24 protein-coding genes and 1 tRNA gene are annotated in these 22,687 nt (G+C 55.4%); 15 read left to right on the forward strand and 10 right to left on the reverse strand.

Features of this window, described 5'->3' with window-relative positions:
- Positions 1 to 135 precede the first annotated feature (135 nt).
- From EK369_RS02155 to EK369_RS02200, 10 genes are all read left to right on the forward strand, one after another.
- Complete coding sequence (locus EK369_RS02155) at positions 136 to 1,023, forward strand: FkbM family methyltransferase (protein WP_164726810.1); 888 nt, start codon at positions 136 to 138, stop codon at positions 1,021 to 1,023.
- A 48-nt stretch (positions 1,024 to 1,071) separates the two neighbouring features.
- A complete protein-coding gene (gene sufC / locus EK369_RS02160) occupies positions 1,072 to 1,827 on the forward strand; it encodes a Fe-S cluster assembly ATPase SufC (protein ID WP_127112035.1) in 756 nt (251 codons plus the stop codon).
- On the forward strand, positions 1,827 to 3,113 hold the full coding sequence (gene sufD, locus EK369_RS02165) for a Fe-S cluster assembly protein SufD (protein WP_127112036.1): 1,287 nt from the start codon (positions 1,827 to 1,829) through the stop codon (positions 3,111 to 3,113). The genes sufC and sufD overlap by 1 nt, the downstream gene beginning before the upstream one ends.
- On the forward strand, positions 3,113 to 3,598 hold the full coding sequence (locus tag EK369_RS02170; protein WP_127112037.1) for a YIP1 family protein: 486 nt from the start codon (positions 3,113 to 3,115) through the stop codon (positions 3,596 to 3,598). Before sufD ends, EK369_RS02170 begins: the two co-directional genes overlap by 1 nt.
- Positions 3,595 to 4,176: a YIP1 family protein gene (locus EK369_RS02175; RefSeq protein WP_127112038.1), complete on the forward strand. Its 582-nt coding sequence runs from the start codon at positions 3,595 to 3,597 to the stop codon at positions 4,174 to 4,176. The genes EK369_RS02170 and EK369_RS02175 overlap by 4 nt, the downstream gene beginning before the upstream one ends.
- Entirely contained in the window at positions 4,176 to 5,396 is a 1,221-nt protein-coding gene (locus tag EK369_RS02180) for a cysteine desulfurase (protein WP_127112039.1), read from the forward strand. Before EK369_RS02175 ends, EK369_RS02180 begins: the two co-directional genes overlap by 1 nt.
- 51 nt (positions 5,397 to 5,447) lie before the next feature.
- Positions 5,448 to 5,524 (forward strand) — tRNA-Arg (locus tag EK369_RS02185).
- Positions 5,525 to 5,647: 123 nt separating this feature from the next.
- Complete coding sequence (locus EK369_RS02190) at positions 5,648 to 6,169, forward strand: sigma-70 family RNA polymerase sigma factor (RefSeq protein ID WP_127112500.1); 522 nt, start codon at positions 5,648 to 5,650, stop codon at positions 6,167 to 6,169.
- On the forward strand, positions 6,166 to 6,801 hold the full coding sequence (locus EK369_RS02195) for a ChrR family anti-sigma-E factor (RefSeq protein WP_127112040.1): 636 nt from the start codon (positions 6,166 to 6,168) through the stop codon (positions 6,799 to 6,801). The genes EK369_RS02190 and EK369_RS02195 overlap by 4 nt, the downstream gene beginning before the upstream one ends.
- Positions 6,802 to 7,017: 216 nt before the next feature.
- Positions 7,018 to 8,361, forward strand: coding sequence for an MmgE/PrpD family protein (locus tag EK369_RS02200; RefSeq protein ID WP_127112041.1), 1,344 nt, complete (start codon positions 7,018 to 7,020; stop codon positions 8,359 to 8,361).
- Positions 8,362 to 8,417: 56 nt separating this feature from the next.
- Here the strand turns inward: EK369_RS02200 and mepK are convergent, their stop codons facing one another.
- The gene (gene mepK / locus EK369_RS02205; RefSeq protein ID WP_127112042.1) at positions 8,418 to 8,987 is read right to left on the reverse strand and encodes a peptidoglycan L,D-endopeptidase MepK; all 570 of its coding nucleotides are present in this window, start codon (positions 8,985 to 8,987) and stop codon (positions 8,418 to 8,420) included.
- A 309-nt stretch (positions 8,988 to 9,296) separates the two neighbouring features.
- Here mepK and EK369_RS02210 point away from each other — a divergent pair, with 309 nt between their 5' ends.
- From EK369_RS02210 to EK369_RS02225, 4 genes are read left to right on the forward strand one after another with little or no spacing between them, the layout of a single operon-like run.
- Positions 9,297 to 10,910 carry a L,D-transpeptidase family protein gene (locus tag EK369_RS02210; protein WP_127112043.1) on the forward strand — a complete coding sequence of 538 codons (1,614 nt, stop codon included), beginning with the start codon at positions 9,297 to 9,299 and terminating at the stop codon, positions 10,908 to 10,910.
- Between the two features lie 28 nt (positions 10,911 to 10,938).
- Positions 10,939 to 12,030, forward strand: a complete 1,092-nt coding sequence (locus EK369_RS02215) for a UDP-3-O-(3-hydroxymyristoyl)glucosamine N-acyltransferase (RefSeq protein WP_127112044.1) — start codon at positions 10,939 to 10,941, stop codon at positions 12,028 to 12,030.
- Between the two features lie 33 nt (positions 12,031 to 12,063).
- Complete coding sequence (locus EK369_RS02220; protein WP_127112045.1) at positions 12,064 to 12,321, forward strand: acyl carrier protein; 258 nt, start codon at positions 12,064 to 12,066, stop codon at positions 12,319 to 12,321.
- A 22-nt stretch (positions 12,322 to 12,343) separates the two neighbouring features.
- On the forward strand, positions 12,344 to 13,552 hold the full coding sequence (locus EK369_RS02225; protein ID WP_127112046.1) for a beta-ketoacyl-[acyl-carrier-protein] synthase family protein: 1,209 nt from the start codon (positions 12,344 to 12,346) through the stop codon (positions 13,550 to 13,552).
- 67 nt (positions 13,553 to 13,619) lie between these two features.
- Here EK369_RS02225 and EK369_RS02230 read toward each other — a convergent pair whose 3' ends face one another.
- Positions 13,620 to 14,180 carry an invasion associated locus B family protein gene (locus tag EK369_RS02230; protein WP_164726812.1) on the reverse strand — a complete coding sequence of 187 codons (561 nt, stop codon included), beginning with the start codon at positions 14,178 to 14,180 and terminating at the stop codon, positions 13,620 to 13,622.
- Positions 14,181 to 14,622: 442 nt separating this feature from the next.
- Here EK369_RS02230 and EK369_RS02235 point away from each other — a divergent pair, with 442 nt between their 5' ends.
- Positions 14,623 to 16,164 carry a helicase HerA-like domain-containing protein gene (locus EK369_RS02235; protein WP_127112048.1) on the forward strand — a complete coding sequence of 514 codons (1,542 nt, stop codon included), beginning with the start codon at positions 14,623 to 14,625 and terminating at the stop codon, positions 16,162 to 16,164.
- A 12-nt stretch (positions 16,165 to 16,176) separates the two neighbouring features.
- Here EK369_RS02235 and EK369_RS02240 read toward each other — a convergent pair whose 3' ends face one another.
- The 8 genes from EK369_RS02240 to EK369_RS02275 form a co-directional block, all read right to left on the reverse strand.
- Positions 16,177 to 17,196, reverse strand: coding sequence for an agmatine deiminase family protein (locus EK369_RS02240; RefSeq protein ID WP_127112049.1), 1,020 nt, complete (start codon positions 17,194 to 17,196; stop codon positions 16,177 to 16,179).
- A gap of 53 nt (positions 17,197 to 17,249) precedes the next feature.
- Positions 17,250 to 18,551 carry a branched-chain amino acid ABC transporter permease gene (locus EK369_RS02245; protein WP_206198011.1) on the reverse strand — a complete coding sequence of 434 codons (1,302 nt, stop codon included), beginning with the start codon at positions 18,549 to 18,551 and terminating at the stop codon, positions 17,250 to 17,252.
- Positions 18,548 to 19,558: a branched-chain amino acid ABC transporter permease gene (locus EK369_RS02250; protein WP_127112050.1), complete on the reverse strand. Its 1,011-nt coding sequence runs from the start codon at positions 19,556 to 19,558 to the stop codon at positions 18,548 to 18,550. The genes EK369_RS02245 and EK369_RS02250 overlap by 4 nt, the downstream gene beginning before the upstream one ends.
- Before the next feature lie 42 nt (positions 19,559 to 19,600).
- Positions 19,601 to 19,888, reverse strand: a complete 288-nt coding sequence (locus EK369_RS02255; RefSeq protein ID WP_164726814.1) for a hypothetical protein — start codon at positions 19,886 to 19,888, stop codon at positions 19,601 to 19,603.
- Between the two features lie 44 nt (positions 19,889 to 19,932).
- Complete coding sequence (locus tag EK369_RS02260) at positions 19,933 to 20,448, reverse strand: hypothetical protein (RefSeq protein ID WP_127112052.1); 516 nt, start codon at positions 20,446 to 20,448, stop codon at positions 19,933 to 19,935.
- Positions 20,449 to 20,451: 3 nt separating this feature from the next.
- Positions 20,452 to 21,159 (reverse strand): ABC transporter ATP-binding protein, encoded by a 708-nt coding sequence (locus EK369_RS02265; RefSeq protein ID WP_127112053.1) that lies wholly within the window; start codon positions 21,157 to 21,159, stop codon positions 20,452 to 20,454.
- A gap of 116 nt (positions 21,160 to 21,275) precedes the next feature.
- Entirely contained in the window at positions 21,276 to 21,803 is a 528-nt protein-coding gene (locus EK369_RS02270) for a hypothetical protein (protein WP_127112054.1), read from the reverse strand.
- Positions 21,803 to 22,585 carry an ABC transporter ATP-binding protein gene (locus tag EK369_RS02275; RefSeq protein WP_127112055.1) on the reverse strand — a complete coding sequence of 261 codons (783 nt, stop codon included), beginning with the start codon at positions 22,583 to 22,585 and terminating at the stop codon, positions 21,803 to 21,805. The genes EK369_RS02270 and EK369_RS02275 overlap by 1 nt, the downstream gene beginning before the upstream one ends.
- Positions 22,586 to 22,687 lie beyond the last annotated feature (102 nt).

Consider the following 22,687-nt stretch of genomic DNA (forward strand, 5'->3'; position numbering starts at 1 on the left):
TGGATCTAACGTTCGCAAATGCAGCTCCGTTTCCGGCGTAATGCTGGATGGAGGGGCAATCTTTGCGACTTCGCCTGCTTGCGGAATTGTTGCTATGGGTTCGATGATGCTTTTGATTTGGCTTGGAACTTCTTAATGGTTGGCACGTTTGAAAATGACAGGGTCGCAGCACTGATCGATATGTTGAAGCCTGAAAGGTTGACGCGGATCGTCGACGTTGGGGCAAATCCGGTGAACGATCCACCTTACAAAGCACTGCTTGAAATGGGGTCATGCGAGGTTTGGGGGTTTGAGCCGCACCCGGAAGCCTTTGAGGCGCTTCAGAACGTTGAGAACCCCAATGTGCACTATCTGCCTTTTGCGGTCGGGGCAGGCGGCAAGGCAACGCTGAATATCTGTAACTCGAGCGCCTTTACGTCTTTGCTGGAGCCCAATTCCAAAGCGGTAACTTACCTTGGCATGTGGGGTCATGCGATGACCGTTGCCGAAAAGGTCGAAATGGACACCAAACGTCTGGACGATCTTGACGATATCCCGGCTTTTGACTTGCTGAAGATCGACGTACAAGGCGGCGAAGGGCTGGTGTTTCAGGGCGCTCAGGAAAAACTCGCCGCCTCGGTCGCGGTGATTACAGAAGTCGCCGCCATTCCGCTTTATGTTGATCAACCTTTGCTGGACGAGCAAATGCGCCTGCTGCGCCAGACAGGTCATCATCTGCACAAGTTTCAGAGTTTCAAAAGCCGAAAGCTGCACCGCCGGATTAGCAAGACAATCGAAGGTCGCGCCCTCAGCAATCAGTTGATTGATGGCGACGCCGTGTTCGTGCGCGACATGATGGATCTTCAGTTGATGAGCGACGAAGAGTTAAAACATCTGGCTATTCTGGCAGATGCTGTGATCGAAAGCTACGACCTGTCGATCGCCGCTATGCAAGAGCTGATAATCCGCGGTCATCTGAAGGGTCGGGATGTTAAGCAATACATCGAACACGTCATCAAAATTCCCCGCGTTAGAACGCGGTAATTAACCTGAATACAACTCACATCGCGCGAACATTAGATGAGGCAAAAAATGCTGGAAATCAAAGGCCTGAAGGTCAAACTTGAAGAAGAAGACAAGCAAATCCTGAAAGGGGTGGATCTGACAGTAGAAGCGGGCAAGGTGCACGCGATCATGGGTCCCAATGGGTCTGGCAAGTCGACCCTGTCTTATGTGCTCTCAGGGCGAGATGGTTACGAGGTGACTGGCGGAAGCGCCACGCTTCTCGGCGAAGACCTGCTGGATATGGAGACCGAAGAGCGCGCTGCAGCTGGCCTGTTCCTGGCCTTCCAGTACCCGGTGGAAATCCCCGGAGTTGGTAACATGACTTTCCTGCGCACAGCGGTAAACGCCCAACGCAAGGCGCGCGGCGAAGACGAGATGAGCGCGGCTGAATTCTTGAAGGTTATCCGAGCCAAAGCGAAGACGCTGAAGATCGACGCGGATATGCTGAAGCGTCCCGTCAATGTAGGTTTCTCTGGCGGTGAAAAGAAACGCAACGAGATCCTGCAGATGGCCATGTTAGAGCCCAAGATGTGTATCTTGGATGAAACCGATTCAGGCCTTGATGTTGATGCAATGAAGCTGGTGTCCGAGGGGGTGAACGCTCTACGTGATGAAGGCCGCGGTTTCCTGGTGATTACCCACTATCAACGCCTCCTGGACCACATCAAACCCGACGTGGTGCACATCATGGCAGACGGCCGCATCGTTAAGTCCGGCGGGCCAGAGTTGGCGCTGGAAGTCGAAAACAACGGTTACGCCGACATTCTGGCGGAGGTGGCCTGATGGCACTCGATGACCGCAAAATGACTGCCACAGAGGAACGGCTGTCATCGATGACACTACCTGACGTGGGGTGCACCGCAAAGGCGCGTGAAGCAGCGCTTGTGCGCGTACGCAGCATGGGGCTACCAGGGCGACGGGATGAGTATTGGCGCTGGACTCGACCAGATACGCTGGTGCAACCCGAAGCACCTGAAGCAGCCTTGTTCCAAGGGGATGAAGTGCCATTTTTCAGTGGGCGCGACAGGTTAAAAATCGTATTTGTCGACGGGGTTTTTGATCCTGCCCGTTCGGATGACCTGAACCTCGAAGGCATACAGGTGGACCGGCTGGAGGACATCTGCTGTACGGATGATCATTGGGCCGAAGACCTTTATGGTGAGTTGGAAGCAGCCGGCCATGACCCGGTTGATCGACCGCTCGCGGCGCTGAACACGGCATTTGCCGGAGATGGCGTGGCAATCCGCGTCATGCAAACGCCTTCCAAGCCGATTAGCTTGGTATACTTCCACGAATCCACCGACTCCGACGTGTTTTTACACCACGTTGTTCGCGTGGAAACGGGGGCCGAAGTAACGATCCTTGAAAATGGACCTGCAGCGGCACGTTTCAACAAATGCATGGAGATCGACATTGCGGATGGCGGCACCTTGCATCATGTGCGGGCGCAGGGACGCGATCACGAGCGTCGCGCGGTCACGCATATGTTTGCACGCATGGGCGAGGAATCGGTTTTCAAGAGCTTCACCCTTACCGCGAACGGTGTATTGACCCGTAATGAAGTGATGGTGGAACTGACCGGCGACAATGCCGTGGTGCACATCGCAGGCGCTTGTATGGGGGATGGCGATTTCCATCATGATGATACCGTTTTCATCACTCATGACGGCGTGAATTGCGAAAGCCGTCAGGTCTTTAAAAAGGTCCTTTGCAACGGAGCTACTGGGGTGTTTCAAGGCAAGATCCTTGTGAAACCCGACGCGCAGAAAACAGACGGGTACCAGATCAGCCAATCCTTGCTGCTGGACGGTGACAGCCAGTTCTACGCAAAGCCCGAGCTGGAAATCTATGCAGACGATGTCGCCTGTTCGCATGGCTCCACTTCCGGTGCCATTGACGAAGAAGCGCTGTTCTATTTGCGCGCGCGCGGTGTTCCTCATGGAAAGGCAACCGATCTATTGACACTGGCCTTTCTTGCGGAAGCCCTTGACGAGATTGACGACGAAACCATCGCCGAAGAAATCTACGAGCGTCTTGAAGCATGGCTGTCCCGGAGACGCCACGGCTGATGTCCGTCCTACGTGACATTGCTGCAACCTATGGCGGGCCACACAAAGTTGTGGCGCGCCATTTGGCCGTTGGGCAACGCGAAGATCGTGCGCTTGCCATTCTAATGGCTGGCTGCGCCATGCTCTTTGTTTCCTCCTGGCCCTACAATGCGCGTGTGGCTCATTTGGAAGGTCAGGACATGGGGCCGCTGATGGGCGGATCTTTGTTCGCCTTGATGTTCATGGCCCCATTGATTTTTTACATTCTTGCAGGCGTTGTCGGCTTTTTGCTGGGCCTGGCAGGATGGAAGGGCGGCGGCTACGCCAGCCGCTTTGCTCTTTTCTGGGCGATTTTGGCGACCACGCCGATGCTTCTACTGCATGGGTTGGTGCGCGGATTCCTGGGGCCCGGTCTGGAAGAACAAATTGTTGGCCTAATCTGGTTTGTGGTGTTTCTCTGGTTCTGGCTCTCTGGATTGCGACAAGCGGGCAGGGCACAGACATGATCTCATTTCTGCGGGCTCTGTTGATTCAAACGATCTATGCACCGGCAGATGCCGGGCGCAGCATCATTGGTATCAACTTACCACGAGAGGCAGCCTGGATGGCGCTCTTGTTGGCCGCCATCATTAACACGTTTGTCTATTTCACAAACCTCACGCTGTTTCCTTTGCCTGACGACTTCTGGATGCCCGTCATTCGCACACCGGTGACTTACCTCGCCGCGTCATTCTCTTTGACCACTGTGATGATTTTTGCGCTGTTCTGGATTGGGCGGTTCTTGGAGGGGCAAGCGCAATTGCCTGACCTCGTGAGCCTCATGGCTTGGCTTTTGTGCGTTCAAAGCCTGGCCGACGTGGCCTTTCTTGTTCTTTTTGTGTTTGTTCCGATGCTTGCCGGGCTGTTTTCCATGGCGGCGGCGCTCTACGGCATCTGGATCCTCATCAACTTCATAACGGTAGCGCAGGGCTTTCCTGATCGCGGCAAAGCCGTTTTGACAATCGTCTTAGCGCTGGTCGGATTGGTCGTGGGCATGTCCCTCTTCATGTCCGTCATCGGCGTCACAGCAATGGGAATACGCTGATGTATGACGTCGCGAAAATCCGAACAGACTTTCCAATCCTGTCACGTGAAGTGAATGGAAAGCCTCTGGTCTACCTCGACAACGGCGCTTCGGCGCAAAAACCGCAGGTGGTGATTGACGCAATCACACAAGCCTACTCTCATGAATATGCAAATGTTCACAGAGGTTTACATTACCTTTCTAATCTAGCAACGGACAAGTATGAAGCTGTTCGCGGCACAATCGCGCGGTTCCTGAATGCGGCCTCCGAAGATGAGATTGCGCTGAATTCCGGGACAACCGAAGGTATCAACATGGTGGCCTACGGCTGGGCGATGCCACGGATGCAAGCTGGCGATGAAATCGTGCTGTCTGTGATGGAACACCATGCCAATATCGTGCCTTGGCATTTTCTGCGGGAACGCCAGGGCGTTGTTCTGAAATGGGTTGATGTGGATTCGGCCGGGGCGTTGGACCCGCAGGCTGTGTTGGACGCGATCGGTCCCAAGACCAAGCTGGTTGCGATCACCCAGTGTTCCAACGTGCTGGGCACAATGGTGGATGTGAAATCCATCACCCAAGGCGCCCATGCCAAGGGTGTTCCGGTTCTGGTCGATGGTTCGCAAGGCTCGGTTCACGCGCCTGTCGACGTCCAAGACATTGGCTGCGACTTCTATGCCATCACGGGTCACAAGCTCTATGGTCCTTCGGGTTCCGGTGCGATTTTTTGCAAAGCGGAACGAATGGCCGAAATGCGCCCCTTTATCGGTGGCGGCGACATGATCAAGGAAGTCTCGAAAGAGGCGGTGGTTTATAACGATCCACCAATGAAGTTCGAAGCAGGTACTCCGGGGATCGTTCAGACCATCGGTCTTGGTGTGGCCTTGGAATACCTGATGGAATTGGGCATGGAGAATGTGGCCGCTCATGAGGCAAGCCTTCGGGACTATGCCATGCAGAAACTCACCGGGTTGAACTGGTTGCAAGTGCAGGGAACCACCGCTGACAAGGCGGCTATTTTTTCCTTTACCCTCGATGGGGCCGCGCACGCCCATGATATCTCTACGATTCTCGACAAAAAGGGCGTTGCCGTTCGGGCAGGGCACCATTGCGCAGGACCCTTGATGGATCACCTGGGCGTTACGGCTACCTGCCGCGCGTCCTTTGGGCTCTATAATTCGACGGACGAAGTCGACAAACTGGTCGAGGCGCTGGAATTGGCGCACGAATTGTTTGCCTAACGGCAAAATCCGATTGCGAGGGGCGGTGGCTCTGGCTATACCGCCCCTGACGCACCTTTAGCTCAGCTGGATAGAGCGCTGCCCTCCGAAGGCAGAGGCCAGAGGTTCGAATCCTCTAAGGTGCGCCAAAATCTCCTCAAAATGACTCGCATGGCACGTGTAGTTGCCCCTATCCTGTTGTCACGGGAAACGAGGTCAGAGCACGGATCCACTGGGTGGAAGACACAGGCATAAGTGAACAGACAGCTTTAATGCTGGCGGTGAGGGATCGACGCGACAAGTCGGCCTTTGCCCAGTTGTTTGACCACTATGCTCCCCGCCTGAAAGGCTTCATCATGCGTGGCGGCACAAGTTCGGCGCAGGCCGAAGAGATCGTGCAGGATGTCATGTTGTCTGTCTGGCATAAAGCGGCGCAATTCGACCCGCATCAAAGCCAGGTTTCCGGCTGGATCTATCGCATTGCCCGAAATCGTCAAATTGACATTCAGCGCAAGGAAAGCCGACCCGTTCCCGAAGAGATCAAACAGCCCGAATTCACCGAACTGGACAGCAGCCAGATCGTGGCATTAGAACAAGAGGCCAGCAAATTGCGCAACGCCATCTCTGGTTTGAAACCGTCACAAAGGGATGTGATCGAACAAGCCTATTTGGGCGAGCTGACCCATCAGGAGATCCAGGAACAAACAGGATTGCCTCTGGGCACCATCAAATCCCGAATTAGATTAGGTCTTGAAAAACTACGACACGATCTGAAATCCATGCGTGAAACATGAGTGACATTCGTCATCATATCCCCGAGCCGCTTTTGCTGGCTTATGCGTCAGGCAACCTGCCGCACGCCTATGCCGTGGTGGTGGCCGCGCATATTTCGGTGTGCGACACATGCCGCGCGGTGTCAGAGGGCCACGCGACCGTTGGTGGTCAGGTCATAGAGGCAACATCAAGGGAACCAATCTCTTCCGCGCTCAGATCGCGGGTCCTTGACATGCTGGATAATCCCGATCCCTTGCCGTCCACGCCGCAAGCCAAAGGCATATATCCCGCTCCGGTCGCAGAGTTGTTTCCCGGTCAGATGCCAAACTGGAAGAGTTTGGGGATGGGCGTCAAACAGTCGATCCTGTCACAGAACAGAAGCGGTAGTGTGCGCCTTTTGTACATTCCAGGCGGGCGTGCAATGCCGCATCACGGCCACAACGGCCTGGAACTCACGCTTGTGTTGCAAGGGGCTTTTCGGGACGAGACCGGGCGATTTGCCCGTGGCGATGTGGAACTTGGCCTACCCGATTTAAATCACACACCCGTTGCCGAGGAAGGACCTGCATGTATCTGTTTGGCGGCGACGGATGCCAAATTGAAGTTCAACAGCCTGATTCCACGACTGCTGCAACCTTTCCTGAAAATCTGAATTTGGCTCGATTGCGTAGGGCCAACCCAATTGAACCTGGTTCTACCATACGAGATTTTGCGTCACCGTGGCGTAAGAGCTGTGTTCGAATACCTTCCATAGTCAGGCCGGTTCTTATTTGTGCAAGCCAAGTCGCTGCAGTGCGGCGGGTGAGCGGGCTTGTGCGACTCAGGGCTTTGCGTTCACGTGCAGGGACCCGGAACAAGGATGTCCGCCATGCCGCCCCGCTTTGATACGTTTTCCGCCGCATTGACCTTCGACGACCTTCCAGATGCTGTGCTGGCCGTTTTGCGCCGTAGTTTCTTGGATACCATGGGCGTTGCAGCTGTAGGCAGTACAACCCCGATGTCAGCCATTGCGCAAAAAGCCGCGCTTGCTCTCTTTGGACCGGGCAACGCAGGTGCATCCAGAATGCTGATGGACGGGCGTGCCGTCAGTCCCGCAGGGGCAGCCATGGCAGGGGCCTTTACCGTCGACAGTATCGACGCCCATGATGGCACAACGCCGTGCAAAGGCCACGTCGGCTCTGCGGTTTTCCCCGCCCTGATCGCGATGGCACAGGCGCAGGACAGACCTTTGGACGGACAGCGCTTTGCCACGATACTGGCCATTGCCTACGAAGTCAGTTGCCGCGCAGGATTGGTGCAACACGCCACCTGTGCCGATTATCACACCTCGGGCGCCTGGACCGCTGTGGGTGTAGCGGCTGCGGGCGCACGAATGCTGGGTGGGGGCACTGAGATTATCCGGCAGGCGGCCGGGATTGGCGAATACCACGGCCCACGCAGCCAGATGATGCGCTGTATCGACTTTCCCACCAATGTGCGCGATGGCGTCGGGTGGGGCGCGCCATCCGGTGTTACGGCGGCCTATCTTGCGATGGAAGGGTTCACAGGAGCACCGGCCCTGACGTGCGAGGGGCCGGGATCTGAACCATTCTGGAAAGATCTGGGGCAGGGGTGGCGGTTGGTCGATCACACCCATTACAAGGCTTACCCCTGTTGTCGGTGGTCCCACCCGGCGGTTGATGGTGCCGCGCACCTGATGCAAGCTCATGGCCTGTCGCCTGACGATGTGGCCTCAATCGAGATCAAAACGTTTCACTACGCAACCCGGCTTGCGGGATATGAGCCAAAAAATCAGGATGAATTTGCCTATGCCATTGCCTTTCCGGTTGCCGCGATGATTGCCCGCGGGCAGGTCGGGGTGTCGGAGCTTTCGTCCGAGGCGTTAAGAGACCAGGAAATCCTGCGTCTCAGCCGGGCAACCACGTTGATCGATGATGTCAAAATGACCGAGATGAGCACCGATAAACGTTGGGCCGAGATCACTTTGATCCTGCAGGATGGAACGCGCTTGGTCGACAAACCCCGCACACCTCGGGGCGATCCGGACATGCCATTGAGTGACGGTGAGATTCTGGACAAGTTTCATTTGCTGGCTGACCCGGTGATTGGCAGAGATCGCGCGGCAGATATCCGAGATCTGAGCCAGCAATTCGATCGCCTTGACGTGCATGACTTTGCGCGCCTCATAACACTATGCACTGATGCGCCATGACACAAAAAACCGGCCCATTTGGACCGGTTTCAAAGCTTGCTTCTGAGAAGGTCGGATTAACGTCCCCAGGTCCTCACGACGCCACAGTCCATGTGCACAAAGTTCGAGCCAGAGTAGCGCCCAACGCCCCCAGCGCGACAGGCGGATGCGGCACGTGCCACTTGGCTGACCGAGCGCGAGGCGAGACGCAGATCTGCGGCTTGCCCCTTCATGTGCAGCGAGTTCTTCGCCACGCCACGCGAGCGCGAGCGCAGCATGGCGTTGGTTTCCGGGCTGCGATAGCCGGAAAGCAGCATGTAGGGTTCGTTTACATCCAACATATTGTGCGAGGCGGCCATGATGTCGACAGTGCGCAGGTCAATTGACTTGACGCCATCGGTGCGCCAATCGCGCATGAACTTGTTGACCTCTTTCACGGCGTCTTTGATGTAGTCGCCCTCGATCCAATAGATCGTGTCGAGCCGTTCACCGGTACGCCCGGAGTACATCCGAATGCGCCGGATATCACCGGCTCCCCGAAGGAAACCTGCTGCATTTGAGAAGGTTGGAGCCGCGACAACTGTCGTTGCCGCAAACGCGCGTAAAAGGCCGCGCCGTGTGAAGCTCACAGAGCTGGATTCGGTCATTGTTAAAGCGCCTGTCCCGTCGCTACCTCACTACGATTCATCGCAGTTTTTGTTACCATCCCCAAGTGTGCGCATTTTATGACACAGATCGAATCGCCAACCAAGTGCTGATTTGCCGCAAGCTTTTGCTTTCAAGGGTTTTAGGCAAAAACCTGCTGAATTCGATCTGATGTGTCCTGTTCTCCGCATTTCTGCGCCCGACTGGCATCATTGTATATCGAAATGAACCGGTTGAAGCATTTGTGAATAGACAGAGGTGTTCTTTCCGGGAACATAGAGGGTCAAAGGTTAAAGTGCGGATGAGTCTAGATGATGTTGTCTTTCTATTCGATTAAGCGATTTGTTGCGGTTGCCGGGCTGTCTGCGGTGCTTTTGGGAACTGGTGCCGTACTGCCCGCCAGTGCTCAAGTGACGGCTTTCAAGCAGGCCGTGGCAGAGTCCGCAGCCCGCCACGATGAAGTCGCTGCTTTTTATCGTGAAAACGGCTATCAGCCGATTTGGACAGCAGAAGGATCACAAGGCCTGGCGCGACGCAAAGCTCTAATGAGCGCACTGCAAAACGCTGATGACCACGCGCTTCCGATTGATCGTTACGGGTTTGACACGCTTTATCAGCAAATGGCCGGGGCACGTACGCCACGTGATCTGGGTTTGTTGGAGGTCGCGATGAGCAAGGCCTATGTGGCTTATGCCCGCGATGTTCAAACCGGTATGTTCAAGCCGTCATCTCTGGACAATGGTATCGTGCGCGAAGCGCCGGTGCGTGATCAAAAGCTGTATTTGGTGGAACTGCAAGAGGCTGATCCACAACGCTACATCACGGATCTCGCCCCCCGCACACCCGAATACCTGCGCTTGATGAAAGAAAAGATGCGCCTTGAGCGGGTCACAGCCTCTGGCGGGTGGGGGCCAAAGGTCAACGCCAAGAAACTCGAACCCGGCGACAGCGGCAACGCGGTTGTTGCGCTTCGCAACCGTCTGATGGCGATGGGGTATCTTGATCGCAGCGCCAGTCGCAAATTCGACCGCACAGTAGAAAAGGCAGTTCAGGCGTTCCAGATCGACCACGGCTTGGACGCCGACGGAGTGGCCGGTGGTGGCACAATTACCGAGATCAACAGGTCTCCGGACTATCGTTTGCAGTCAGTTATGGTGGCCATGGAGCGTGAACGCTGGCTGAACAAGGACCGCGGGCAGCGGCATGTTTTGGTGAACCTCACCGATTTCCATGCCCGGATCGTGGATGATGGAAAAGTCACCTTTAAAACCCGCTCGGTAGTTGGCAAGAACCAGCACGACCGTCGAAGCCCCGAGTTTTCCGATGTTATGGAACACATGGTCATCAACCCGACTTGGAATGTCCCACGCTCGATCGCGACCAAGGAATACCTGCCGATGTTGCAGCGCAATCCGAATGCTGTCAGCTACCTCAGGCTGATTGATGGCAGTGGTCGGGTGGTGAACCGGGGCAACGTGGACTTTACCCAGTATTCTGCACGTTCATTCCCGTTTGACATCAAGCAACCACCGGGGAAATCAAACGCCTTGGGTCTGGTCAAGTTCATGTTCCCGAACAAACACAACATCTATCTGCATGACACCCCGGCCAAGAGCCTGTTCGCCCGTGAATCCCGCGCATTCAGCCATGGTTGTATTCGATTGCAGCAGCCCTTTGACTTCGCCTACACCTTACTGTCAGTGCAAGAAGACAACCCAAAAGAAGTCTTTCATAAACATCTGAAATCCGGGCGTGAAACCCAGGTTGACCTGAAACAGCCAATCCCGGTCCACATTATTTACCGCACGGCCTTCACCAATGCCAAAGGACCGGTGCAATATCGTCGGGATGTTTATGGACGTGATGCCAAAATCTGGAAGGCAATGGCCAATGAAGGGGTGGTGTTGCGCACGGTTCAGGGCTAAATAATGCCTCGCAATACGCGGGGTAGACATGGCTTATACGATCCAGCAGATTGCCGACGCCATCGCGGCGCGGGCATTTGGAAACACCGCTCTTACAGTTGAACGCGTCACAGAACCCGCTGAGGCGAGTGCCGGAGATCTCGCTCTTCTGACGAACCCCAAGTTTGCTGGTGGACTGGCACAGGGCAAGGCTCGGGCCGCGATGGTCTGGCCGGGTGCTGATTGGCAAGCGTTGGGGCTGGAAGCGGCCATTGAATCTCCGCGGGGACGCTTTGGTATGTCCGGCCTTTCTGCTCTTATGGACCCGGGTCAGCATTTTGGCAAAGGCATTCATCCCTCCGCAGTGATTGACCCCAGCGCAGTCATTGGAGCAGGTGTCACGATTGGCGCGCTCAGCGTGGTGGGCCCCCGCGCCAAAATAGACGACGGTTGCACTATTGGGCCGCATTGCGTGATCGGTGCGGATGTGACGCTGGGCAAGGGGGGGTACTTGCGAGAAATGGTTTCGATCGGCGCGCGTGCCACCGTTGGTGAACGTGTCTTCATGCAGCCAGGTGTACGTATCGCATCAGACGGGTTCTCATTTGTCACACCTGAAAAATCCGGTGTCGAAGAAGCACGCGAAAGCCTTGGAGATCAGGGTGACATCAAATCTCAGGCCTGGGCCCGCATCCATTCCTTGGGGTCCGTAACAATAGGGGACGATGTCGAGATTGGTGCCAACACCTGCATTGATTGCGGGACCATTCGCGACACGGTGATTGGCAATGGCGTAAAACTCGATAATCTCGTCCACATTGCCCATAATGTGGTGATTGGCGACAATACTCTGCTTGCCGGACAATGTGGCATTGCTGGTTCCACGGTGATCGGCAAAAACGTCGTGATGGGTGGTCAATGTGGCGTCACGGACAACACCACCGTAGGCGACAACGTGATCGCTGGCGGCGCGACCAAGATGATGTCCAAAGTGCCCGCAGGCCGCGTGATGCTCGGCTCTCCTGCCGTGAAGATGGAGACGCATCTGGAGATGTACAAAGGGCTGCGGCGCCTGCCGAGACTGATCAGCGATGTTGCCAAACTGCAAAAAAGCATTTCAAAGCGCGGCTCGAATGACTAAATCACTGCCAAGCTGGGCGGAAAGGACTAGGAAATGAGCGTCAAGGACAAGGTCATTGGTATTGTTGCCGAACAGGCCGTTCTCGAACCTTCGGACGTAACCATGGAAAGCACGCTTGAGGATTTGGGCATCGATAGCCTTGGTCTGGTGGAAAGCATCTTTGCCATTGAAGAAGCCTTTGACATTTCAGTGCCGTTCAATGCCAACGACCCCACAGAAAGCGACTTTGATATTTCATCAGTTGCGACCATTGTGGCGGGTATCGAAAAGCTGATCGCAGATCAGTCCTAAGATCAATCGGAACCAAAGCCTCATGAAACGAGTCGTCATCACCGGAGCAGGGACCATCAATGCCCTTGGCCAGACCGTGGCCGAGACCTTTGAGGCAATGAAGGAAGGCCGCTGCGGCATTGGTCCGCTCGAGATGAAAGACGTGGATCGGCTGGCAATCAAGATCGGCGGCCAGGTCAAAGGGTTTGAGGCGGAAGGGCGCTTCAATCGCCAACAAATGGCGCTCTATGATCGATTTACACAATTTGCCCTGGTGGCTGCCCGCGAAGCGATTGCACAGTCGGGCCTGGAGTTTTCAGGTGAGATGGCCGCCAAATCCGGTGTTGTGCTGGGCACGTCGGGTGGCGGCATGCAGACCTTGGACGAAAACTATCGTTCCGTTTACGAAGACGGCAAGAACCGGGTGCACCCCTTTGTTGTTCCAAAGCTCATGAACAATGCGGCCGCCAGCCACGTCAGTATGGAATTCAATCTCAAAGGGCCGAGTTTCACTGTGGCTACGGCATGTGCGTCGTCCAACCACGCGATGAGCCAGGCCTTTCAGTTGGTTCGCAGCGGTGTGGCCCCTGTCATGATCTCCGGAGGTTCGGAGTCGATGCTGTGTTTCGGCGGCATCAAGGCCTGGGAAGGGCTGCGTGTCATGTCGAAAGACGCCTGCCGCCCGTTCAGCGCCAATCGCAATGGGATGGTGCAGGGCGAAGGGGCCGGCGTGTTTGTTTTCGAAGAGTATGAACATGCACGCGCACGCGGGGCGGATATCCTTGCTGAAGTGATTGGATTTGCAATGTCTTCAGATGCTGCAGATATCGTCATGCCCTCGAAACAAGGGGCAGCAAGGGCCATTTCCGGGGCCCTTTCCGACGCCAGGATAAATGCCGAAGATGTCGGCTACATCAATGCACACGGCACTGGCACCGCTGCAAATGACAAAACCGAATGTGCGGCCGTCGCCGACGTCTTTGGACCACATGCGGATAGCTTGATGATTTCCTCAACCAAATCCATGCACGGGCATTTGATTGGTGGAACCGGTGCAGTTGAACTCCTGGCCTGCATAATGGCACTGCGCGAGGGCATAGTTGCCCCGACCATTGGCTATGAAGAACCAGATCCTGAGTGTGCCTTGGACGTGGTGCCAAACACTGCCCGAGAGGCGAAAGTCGACGTGGCCCTGTCAAACGCCTTTGCATTCGGCGGACTGAACGCTGTGCTGGCCCTTCGCAAGGTTTGATCCTAGGCATTCAACAAAAAAGCCGCCTGATCCGGCGGCTCTTTCTTCGTTAGCAGGTGCAAGAAGCTTAGTTGGCGACAACTGTTGCCTTGTCATAGGCTTCTTTGAAGCCCTTCAATGACATGTTCACGCTCACAACCTGATCCGGAGCTATGGCTGGCACCAGAGAGACGGTCACGTTTTGACCGTTCTTGTAAGCTTCGGCTTCAATCGCTGAAATACCCATACGGGCAAGACAACCAATCTGGGTGCAATAGGTATAGGGGATGCGGTTGGCCAAAACCCCATCCAGGGCCAGCGTCAACTGTTGTGGGAGCAGCGTCTGCAGCGGCACGATAAATGTTGCACCTGCGGCAGCTGGTGCCCCTTCAGGCAGGCGATACATTGTGACTTCGGCTACGGCACTGCCTTGTGCATCCTTCAAAACCTGATGCATGCGGCAGGGGCGTGGCTCAGGTCCGGTCGTCGCACATTCCAATGCCCAATCCCCAATGACCTCGCGGGTAAACTCTTCTCCATCAGATTGTACGGGCGCAGTTGTCGACCCGTCCATCAGGGAACCATCTGACAATGAGCCGACTTGGGCTGCCAGCGGCGTGCTCAGTATCGCTGCCATAGCAACGGTCATGACAAAGCGTAACTTGGACATTTTCTATAGTTCCATTTTTTGGCGTTTTACATTTGCGCCTCGGCTTAACATGGCTATCTGACAATGTCATCGCGATGCGAGCAACATATTCAGACAAAGCGGAAAATCGCTCTTTGGGGCCTAAAAAGAAAAAGAGGCCCGAAGGCCTCTTTTCCATTTTCACTCCCCGTCGGACTGGCCGACTTATTCATTGCCGAAACGCTACGAAGAAAAAGCGGACCCGTCAACAGTAAAAAAACCGGTTTGAGGACTGATTTTTCACAAAAAAAGGGCCGCACAAGTCGAGGCGGCCCAGTCTGACAGGGAGGAAGTCCGTCGGCGCGTGTCACCAGAACGCGCCGGACAAAATCAACAGTGGCAGAGATAAGTTAACGATGTATTTTGGTCGCGGTCGCACACGAGTGTAAGAGGGAACAAGTCTTTGGATAAAACGGTTTTTCTAGGAGGAGGTGGCGAAGACTATGCCACCCAACAGGGTTTGACTCTAAAGTACGCCAATCGGCACGGATTGATTGCGGGTGCGACAGGGACCGGAAAAACCGTGACACTACAAATCCTCGCTGAGGGATTCTCGAATGCCGGTGTCCCGGTTTTTCTCTCAGACGTAAAGGGGGACCTTTCCGGCCTGGCAGATTCCGGCAGCGAGAGTTTCAAGCTTCATCAAGCCTTTACGGATCGTGCGGCCAAGATCGGCTTTGACGATTACGCCTACAGCCGTTTCCCAGTCACGTTTTGGGACCTCTTTGGCGAGCAGGGCCACCCTGTTCGCACCACGGTCGCCGAGATGGGGCCGTTGTTGCTCTCACGTCTGATGGAGTTGACCGAAGCACAAGAGGGTATCCTGAATATTGCCTTCCGGTTGGCCGATGAACAGGGCTTGCCACTGTTGGATCTGAAAGACCTTCAATCCCTGCTGGTCTGGGTTGGAGAAAACCGTCAGGAACTGGCCCTGCGCTATGGCACAGTTTCTGTCGCCTCGATCGGCGCCATTCAACGTCGTCTGTTGATTTTGGAAAACCAGGGCGGTGCCAAGCTTTTTGGAGAACCTGCCCTGGCGCTATCTGACATCATGCAGACGGATTCCGATGGCCGTGGCCGTATCAACATTCTAGCCTCTGACAAGCTGATGGGCTCACCCAGGTTGTATGCAACGTTTCTGCTGTGGCTCTTGTCTGAATTGTTCGAAGAGCTGCCCGAAGTGGGGGACCCGGACAAACCCAAGCTTGTGTTTTTCTTTGACGAGGCCCACTTGCTGTTTGATGGCGCGCCCAAGGCGTTGATCGACAAGGTTGAACAGGTCGCCCGCCTTATCCGGTCAAAGGGGGTGGGGATCTACTTCATCACACAAAACCCCAGCGATGTGCCCGAAGATATCCTCGGCCAGCTTGGGAACCGTATCCAGCATGCCTTGCGCGCCTTTACGGCGCGGGACCGGAAACAGCTGAAACTGGCCGCCGAAACCTACCGCGACAACCCTCGGTTTTCTACCGAAGAAGCAATCCAACAGGTTGGCGTGGGCGAAGCGGTCACGTCGATGTTGATGAAAAAGGGTGTGCCGGGTGTTGTAGAGCGGACGCTGATCCGTCCACCATCTTCCAAGCTTGGGCCCATCGATGCGGTTTTTCGCAAGCAGGTCATCGCAGCCTCTCCTGTTGCCGGAAAGTATGAACAGCTTCAGGATCGACGGTCTGCTTATGAAATTCTGAAACAGCGCGCCGATCAGGCTGCAACCGATGCCGCCGTGATGGAAGAACGCGATGAGGACCTCTCGACTGCTGAGCGCGAGTACAATGCCGGACGCCGCTATTCCGGAACCCGGGTGACGCGTTCAACGTCCCGTCGCAACCGGAATACCGATAGTTTTGGCGAAGCCATGGGCAAGATGGTGATGAAAGAACTGACAGGCACAACAGGCCGCAAGTTGGTGCGTGGTATTTTAGGTGGTTTGTTCAAAGGACGCTGAGCAGCTCTTGCTCTAGGCTGGTATTTGCTGAGTGGCACAGTGAATACCGCCACCAATCCAACCCAGGTTGTCCGAATTGAGTTGGACGATGTCCCGATCAGGATAGTGCCTCGCCAAAACCTTTTGGGCAATGGCATCCGTTTCTTGATCCCCGAACTGAGGGCAAATCACAGCGCCATTACAAACATAATAGTTCACGTATGAGGCGACAAAATCCCGGCCCTTTGCCCGAGGCCGGTCTGGTTCGGGAATAACCTCGACCTCCAAGCCGCGCGTGACCAATGTCTGATGTGTATTAACCGCAGCCTGGTGAAAGGGATCACGCCCCGCCACGTTGCGTGGCAGATTGACCAGAACCCGCGAAGCACCGGTGAACCGTGCAAGGCTGTCGATATGATAATCGGTGATGTCTCTTCCCTTGAGACCCTTGCTCCAGATTATCTCTTCCGCGCCATAAGCATTGCACAGCCTCTCGCCGATCTCCTCGCGGCTTAGTCCCGGATTGCGATTTCGGTTCACCCAGCTGCTTTCGTGAGCGATCAGACGGCCGTGTCCATCGTGCTCAACGCCACCAGCTTCACCGCGCAATCCAGAATCAATGATGTCTACCCCCAAGAGCTCGCTGACTCGCCGCGCAACGGCACCATCGTTTTGATGCACCTGTTTGCCACCCCATCCATTGAAACGGATGTGACTAATGACATTCCGATTGTTGCTGTCCTTGGCAAAAAGAGGCCCGCTGTCGCGGCACCAGAGATCGTCTGTCGGGACGGGCCAAAGCGAAACATTGGATGAAAGGCGCGGTTGCAACTTGGCGTGCAGTTCTGCCTCGGCCAACAGCTTGACCGGCTCAAACTGACTGATGGTGTTGGCAATGTTTAGGATGGTGTTTTGTACGTCACGCAGGAAAGATGCGTCGCGATAGACACGTCGGCTGGTTGGCCACTGCATCAGTGTGGCCTGATGCGGGGCCTCTTCAGGTGGAACCCAAAGCTCCGACGACGAGCGGGCGGCGAGGCGGGCAGGGGACATTACAGCGCCCCCTGTGGCCAAAGTAAGGCCAACGAACTTACGCCGCCCGAACCTCATTTCTCGGGTATCAATCCCCTTGGCGAGAATCTGAGCACCAACAGCAGGATAACCCCCATAGAAAGCAGCTTCATATGTGCCGCGCTGTCAATGAGGTGTATTTTTAGCGCGTTGTCGTCCGCCATTCCAGCTGTGACAAAGGCCATGATGTCCGGCCCCCAAACCTCTACCTTTGTGTAGAGGTAAAAGATCAGGAAGCCGCCCAAAACCGCACCCAGGTTATTGCCGGACCCTCCAACAATCACCATCACCCAGATCAGGAAGGTATAGCGCAGAGGTTGATAGGAGCCCGGTGTCAACTGACCATCCAAAGTGGTCATCATTGCGCCCGCGATACCGCATACGGCAGAGCCGAGAACAAAGATCTGCAGGTGTCGGCGGGTGACGTCCTTACCCATGGCCTCAGCCGCAACTTCATTGTCACGAATGGCGCGCATCATACGGCCCCACGGGCTGTGCAAGGCCAATTGAGCGGCCGCAAAGATCAGAACCAGAACGGCCGTAAACAACACCGAATAACCAAGCTTCACATAGAGGGTAGAGGCCGTCACCGGATCAATGCCCAGCGACTGCGCCACACCCGCAAACCGTTCACTTTGTTGCAGGTCAATCTCGTAAGGCATGGGCCGGGGCAGACCAACCACGTTCTTCACGCCGCGCGCCAGCCAGTCCTCGTTTTTCATCACGGCAATGATGATCTCGGCAATACCCAGAGTCGCAATAGCAAGATAGTCGGACCGCAAGCCAAGCGCGGTCTTGCCAACAAGCCATGCAGCACCGGCGGCGAGAACACCCCCGATGGGCCAGGCGAGCAAAACAGGCAGACCCAGTCCACCCAGATAACCGGTGCCCGCCGGGTTGACCGCTTCAATCGCCTGAACCGCGGGATCGAACACACCGCGATAAACAAAGAAGCCTACCAGCAATACGCCGATGGTCCCCAGAATACGCGCACGTCCGGCCAATCGCTTGTAAGTAAAGACTGCCGCGACAACACTGGCAGCACCGACCAGCAGGCCTGCAATGACCCTCGCGCCACCGGCGCTCCAGGCTTCGCCCACAGGCGGCATCGAGGCCAGAACCACGCCAAGACCGCCAAGAGCCACAAAGCCCATGATACCCACGTTGAACAAGCCCGCGAAGCCCCATTGCAGGTTCACACCCAACGCGAGAATGGCCGAAATCAGTCCAAAGTTCAGAATGAACAGCGCCGAGTTCCACGACACGAACACACCTTCGCCGATGATCAACAATGCCATCGCCCCGAAAAGCAGGGACTTTCTCATCATGTCGCTCATACTGATTTCCCCTTGAAAATGCCTGTGGGCTTGAACAGAAGCACAGCGATCAGGATCACGAAGCTGACCGCAAATTTGTAATCGGTGCTGAGGAGCTGAACGAGCCCATCTGGCGCAAGCGATTCAGGAAGCCAGTAGCCCAACACCTTTTTCCAGGCATAGGTGATCGTCACCTCGGAAAAGGCAATAATGAACCCGCCTGCGATGGCCCCCAGAGGGTTCCCCAACCCCCCCAGAATAGCTGAAGCAAAGATCGGCAACAGCAGCATAAAATAGACAAACGGCTTAAACGATTTGTCGAGACCATAAAGCGTGCCCGCAATCGTGGCGAGCGCCGCAACGATCAGCCATGTGTACATCACAACACGTTCCGGATTGATGCCCGACAACAAGGCCAGATCTTCGTTGTCCGAATAGGCGCGCATGGATTTCCCGGTGCGGGTGCGGTTCAGGAACCAGAACAAAGCGATCACACAGAGCACAGCGACAACCACCGTGATGCCTTGTGAGGTCTTGATTGCCAGCCCCTCACGCAGACCTGTCATCTGCTTGAACTCACGTACCGAAATGATAAAGCGCTCGCCGTCTGCAAACTTCTGGTCATTCGGCCCGATGATAAAGCGTACTAGACCGTTGAGTATGAACATCACGCCCATCGAGACGATCACCAGGATCACTGGCTTGGCCTTTTGCTCTCGGTAGAAACGGTAGACCATCCTGTCAGTGATCAACACCAGAACCATCGTCCCGAATACCGCCAGTGGAAGCGCCAAGAGCGCCGTGGGCAGGGGACCCAGGTTCACACCCATGCCCTGCAACCACCAAGTTACCAGCACCGAGAGCATGGCGCCAAAGGCCATGGTATCTCCGTGGGCGAAGTTCGAGAACCGAAGGATCCCGTAGATCAGCGTCACCCCAAGCGCGCCCAAAGCCAATTGGCTTCCATAGGCGATCGCGGGGATCAGCACAAAATTGGAGAGGGCCACAAGCCCGTTCAGAAAATCCATCAGGACATCTCTCCCTGTTCGCTATTATTGTTATACATGTGATTAACCTTCATGGCACTGGCCACGATACCGAACCTGATCCTTGCCAATGTGGGCGTCCCGGTTCGGGGTGTAGATAAGATCGTCGAATTGACCATCCGGTGAGATGCGCAACTGGCGTTGCAATGCCTGCGCTCGGGGAAGCCCCCGCTGAGCCATTTCACCTATCATCACCGGCGCGGTTTCCCGCGGAACGGCATCGGCCAGATGCCTCACCGCTCTTTCGGCTCCCCGCATCTTCATCTCAAGCTGTCTTCGGCAGGCTGACAGAAGTTCGACAGTCTGGTTCATATCTCCAGAACAGGACATGGCCGGCGTTTTCACCCAGAACCACATCAGCCTGTTTTCTCGCATTGAAACGTAATGATCTGGCGCTCATTGTTCTGAAACAACCCTTTCCCAGCCATCTCCAGGGTCCGCGTGTGGTACAAAACATAGGTTGATGCTTGTTCTTTATGCGGTTGATTGTTGTCGGGAAGTTCCGGGCCAAACCATCCATCCTGACGTTCTTCAAAGCTGGCTTTTCTATATGTGCCTGCGAAATCCGTGACCTTCGAAAGCGTCCGGTAGGTCGAGTGCCGTGTCGCGCCCTCAGCGTCAAATTCGTCATAGGACAGGCTTCGTGTCCATTTCTCACGCCGTTGCGCAAAAGGTGAAAACGAGCTTGTGTAGGTCTCGGCACTCAGACGTACGACGGTCTTGAAAGACACGTCCGACGTGCAGTCCGCCCGCGCGTTGCAGCGTTGTATGGATCGGCACTGCATCTCTATTGCGTCGTAATGCACAACGACAACTGCCTGGGCGGCAGGCGGTAGCAATAGAACGCCGAGAAGGACCAGGATCAAACGCATACCTTATCCGCCCAGGAACGATTTACGGACTTCCGGGTCCGCCAACAGTTCTTTTCCTGTCCCGGTATAGGCATTCCGACCGGTCACAAGAACGTAACCTTTGTCCGCAATCTCCAGCGCCTGACGAGCGTTCTGTTCAACCATCAGGATCGGAATACCGGTGCGGCTGACTTCAATGATGCGATCGAACAGTTCGTCCATGACAATGGGCGATACACCCGCGGTGGGTTCATCCAGCATCAGCACCTTGGGCTGAGTCATGAGGGCACGACCCACGGCGACTTGCTGACGCTGCCCGCCTGACAGTTCGCCCGCATGTTGATAGCGTTTCTCTTTCAGGATCGGGAACAGGTCATAGACCTGTGTCATCGTATCGCTAAAGTCATCGGTGCGGATAAAAGCGCCCATCTCAAGGTTTTCTTCGACCGTCATCGAGGTAAAGATGTTCTGGGTTTGCGGCACGAACCCCATGCCCTTTTGCACGCGGTCCTGTGGGCTAAGCTTGGTGATATCCTCACCATCCAGCATCACCTTGCCTGTGTGCACGTTCAGCATTCCAAAAACCGCCTTCATCGCGGTTGATTTCCCGGCACCGTTTGGCCCGACAATTACGGCGATCTCGCCCTTGTCGACGGCAACTGTACACTCATGCAGGATGTCCGGCCCTTTGCCGTAGCCACCCGTCATGTTTTCTCCGATCAGAAAGCTCATGCTCTCTCTTTCTCCCCTGATTGGCCAGGCTCGTCTTCGCGAGATTAAAGGCCTCTGGTTACGTCGTTTTGATCCGCCAAGCCTGTGTTTCCGGCAACAGGCAGGCGATCAGGTGCTCAGTCCACCCGTATCTTGCGGATGAGATTCAATTGGTTTTCTTCTGCCGCACTGTTTGGTTGGTCCGAAAGGCCGAGAACCTGTGGAATACCTGCCCAAAGCAGACGATCGTCCAGCAAGAGATAGGACACAAACCACAAAGCGTTTTTGTTTTGCGACAGCGGATAGTGAAAGACAACATGCGTCCATTCACGGTCGTTGATGCTATCCTGGCTCGACCCGACAATTTTGCCGTGTTTCGGATCAATTCCGCTCTCGCTGATGAGCGAAGAGGGCAGCGCCGTGACGAGGTTTTCGCGGGTGTAAGTATGGTTCGTTGGCAGGTCTACTTCGATTACTCGCGCTTCGAGACCGGTTTTGGCATGAGTGAGCCGATCGTACTCTGCGAATCCCTGCAGCCCTCTCTGTGCAGTCCAAACCTGCTCCGGGTCACAGAGCCAAATGCCCTTGTGGACAAGTTCGCAACCTTCATGAGCGGCCGCCTGCAGGGCCGTCAATGATGCAAGAATGGCTGCACGAATGCGCATCACGCTTCCATCATGTCTTTGTTCTTCAGGCCGGTCCCCAAATAGGCCTCGATCACATGCTCATTTGCCTTGATCTCGTCCAGCGTGCCTTCGGCCAGAACTTTGCCTTCGGCCATACAGATCACCGGGTCGCAGATCTTGCCGATGAAATCCATGTCGTGTTCGATCACAACAAAGGTGTAGTTTCGTTCTTTGTTGAGCCGCAGAATAGCGTCACCAATGGTGTTAAGAAGGGTGCGGTTTACGCCGGCGCCCACTTCGTCCAGAAACACGATCTTGGCATCGACCATCATGGTGCGCCCGAGTTCCAACAGCTTTTTCTGCCCGCCAGAAACCTGACCGGCCTTGTGGTCTGCAAGATGTTCAATGGTCAGAAATTCAAGAACTTCGTCAGCCTTGGCGCGCAGGGCACGTTCTTCGTCGGCGATCCGTTTGCGTCCAAACCACGTATTCCAAAGCGCTTCGCCTGATTGTGTGCCCGGAACCATCATCAGGTTTTCGCGACACGACATCGAGGAAAACTCGTGCGCAATCTGAAAGGTGCGCAGCAAACCTTTGTGGAACAATTCGTGGGGCGGAAGGCCAGTGATGTCTTCGCCAGCCATTGTCACCTTACCGGATGTCGGCTTAAGAACGCCAGCTATCACATTGAAAAGTGTTGTTTTTCCGGCGCCATTGGGGCCAATCAGCCCGGTGATTGAGCCGGGTTCAATTGACATGGTTGCACCGTCTACGGCACGGAAACCGCCGAAATGCTTGTGAACGTCCTCTACGACGATCATGGCTCACCCCCCTGTGAGTTATGTCAGGTCACGATTCTGGCCGCGCCTTATATATTGAAAAACAGCCCGGACAAGTGCCGGGCTGCTTCTTAGTCTAGCACA

This window comes from Shimia sediminis (assembly GCF_003990645.1).
Taxonomy (GTDB): Bacteria; Pseudomonadota; Alphaproteobacteria; order Rhodobacterales; family Rhodobacteraceae; genus Shimia; species Shimia sediminis.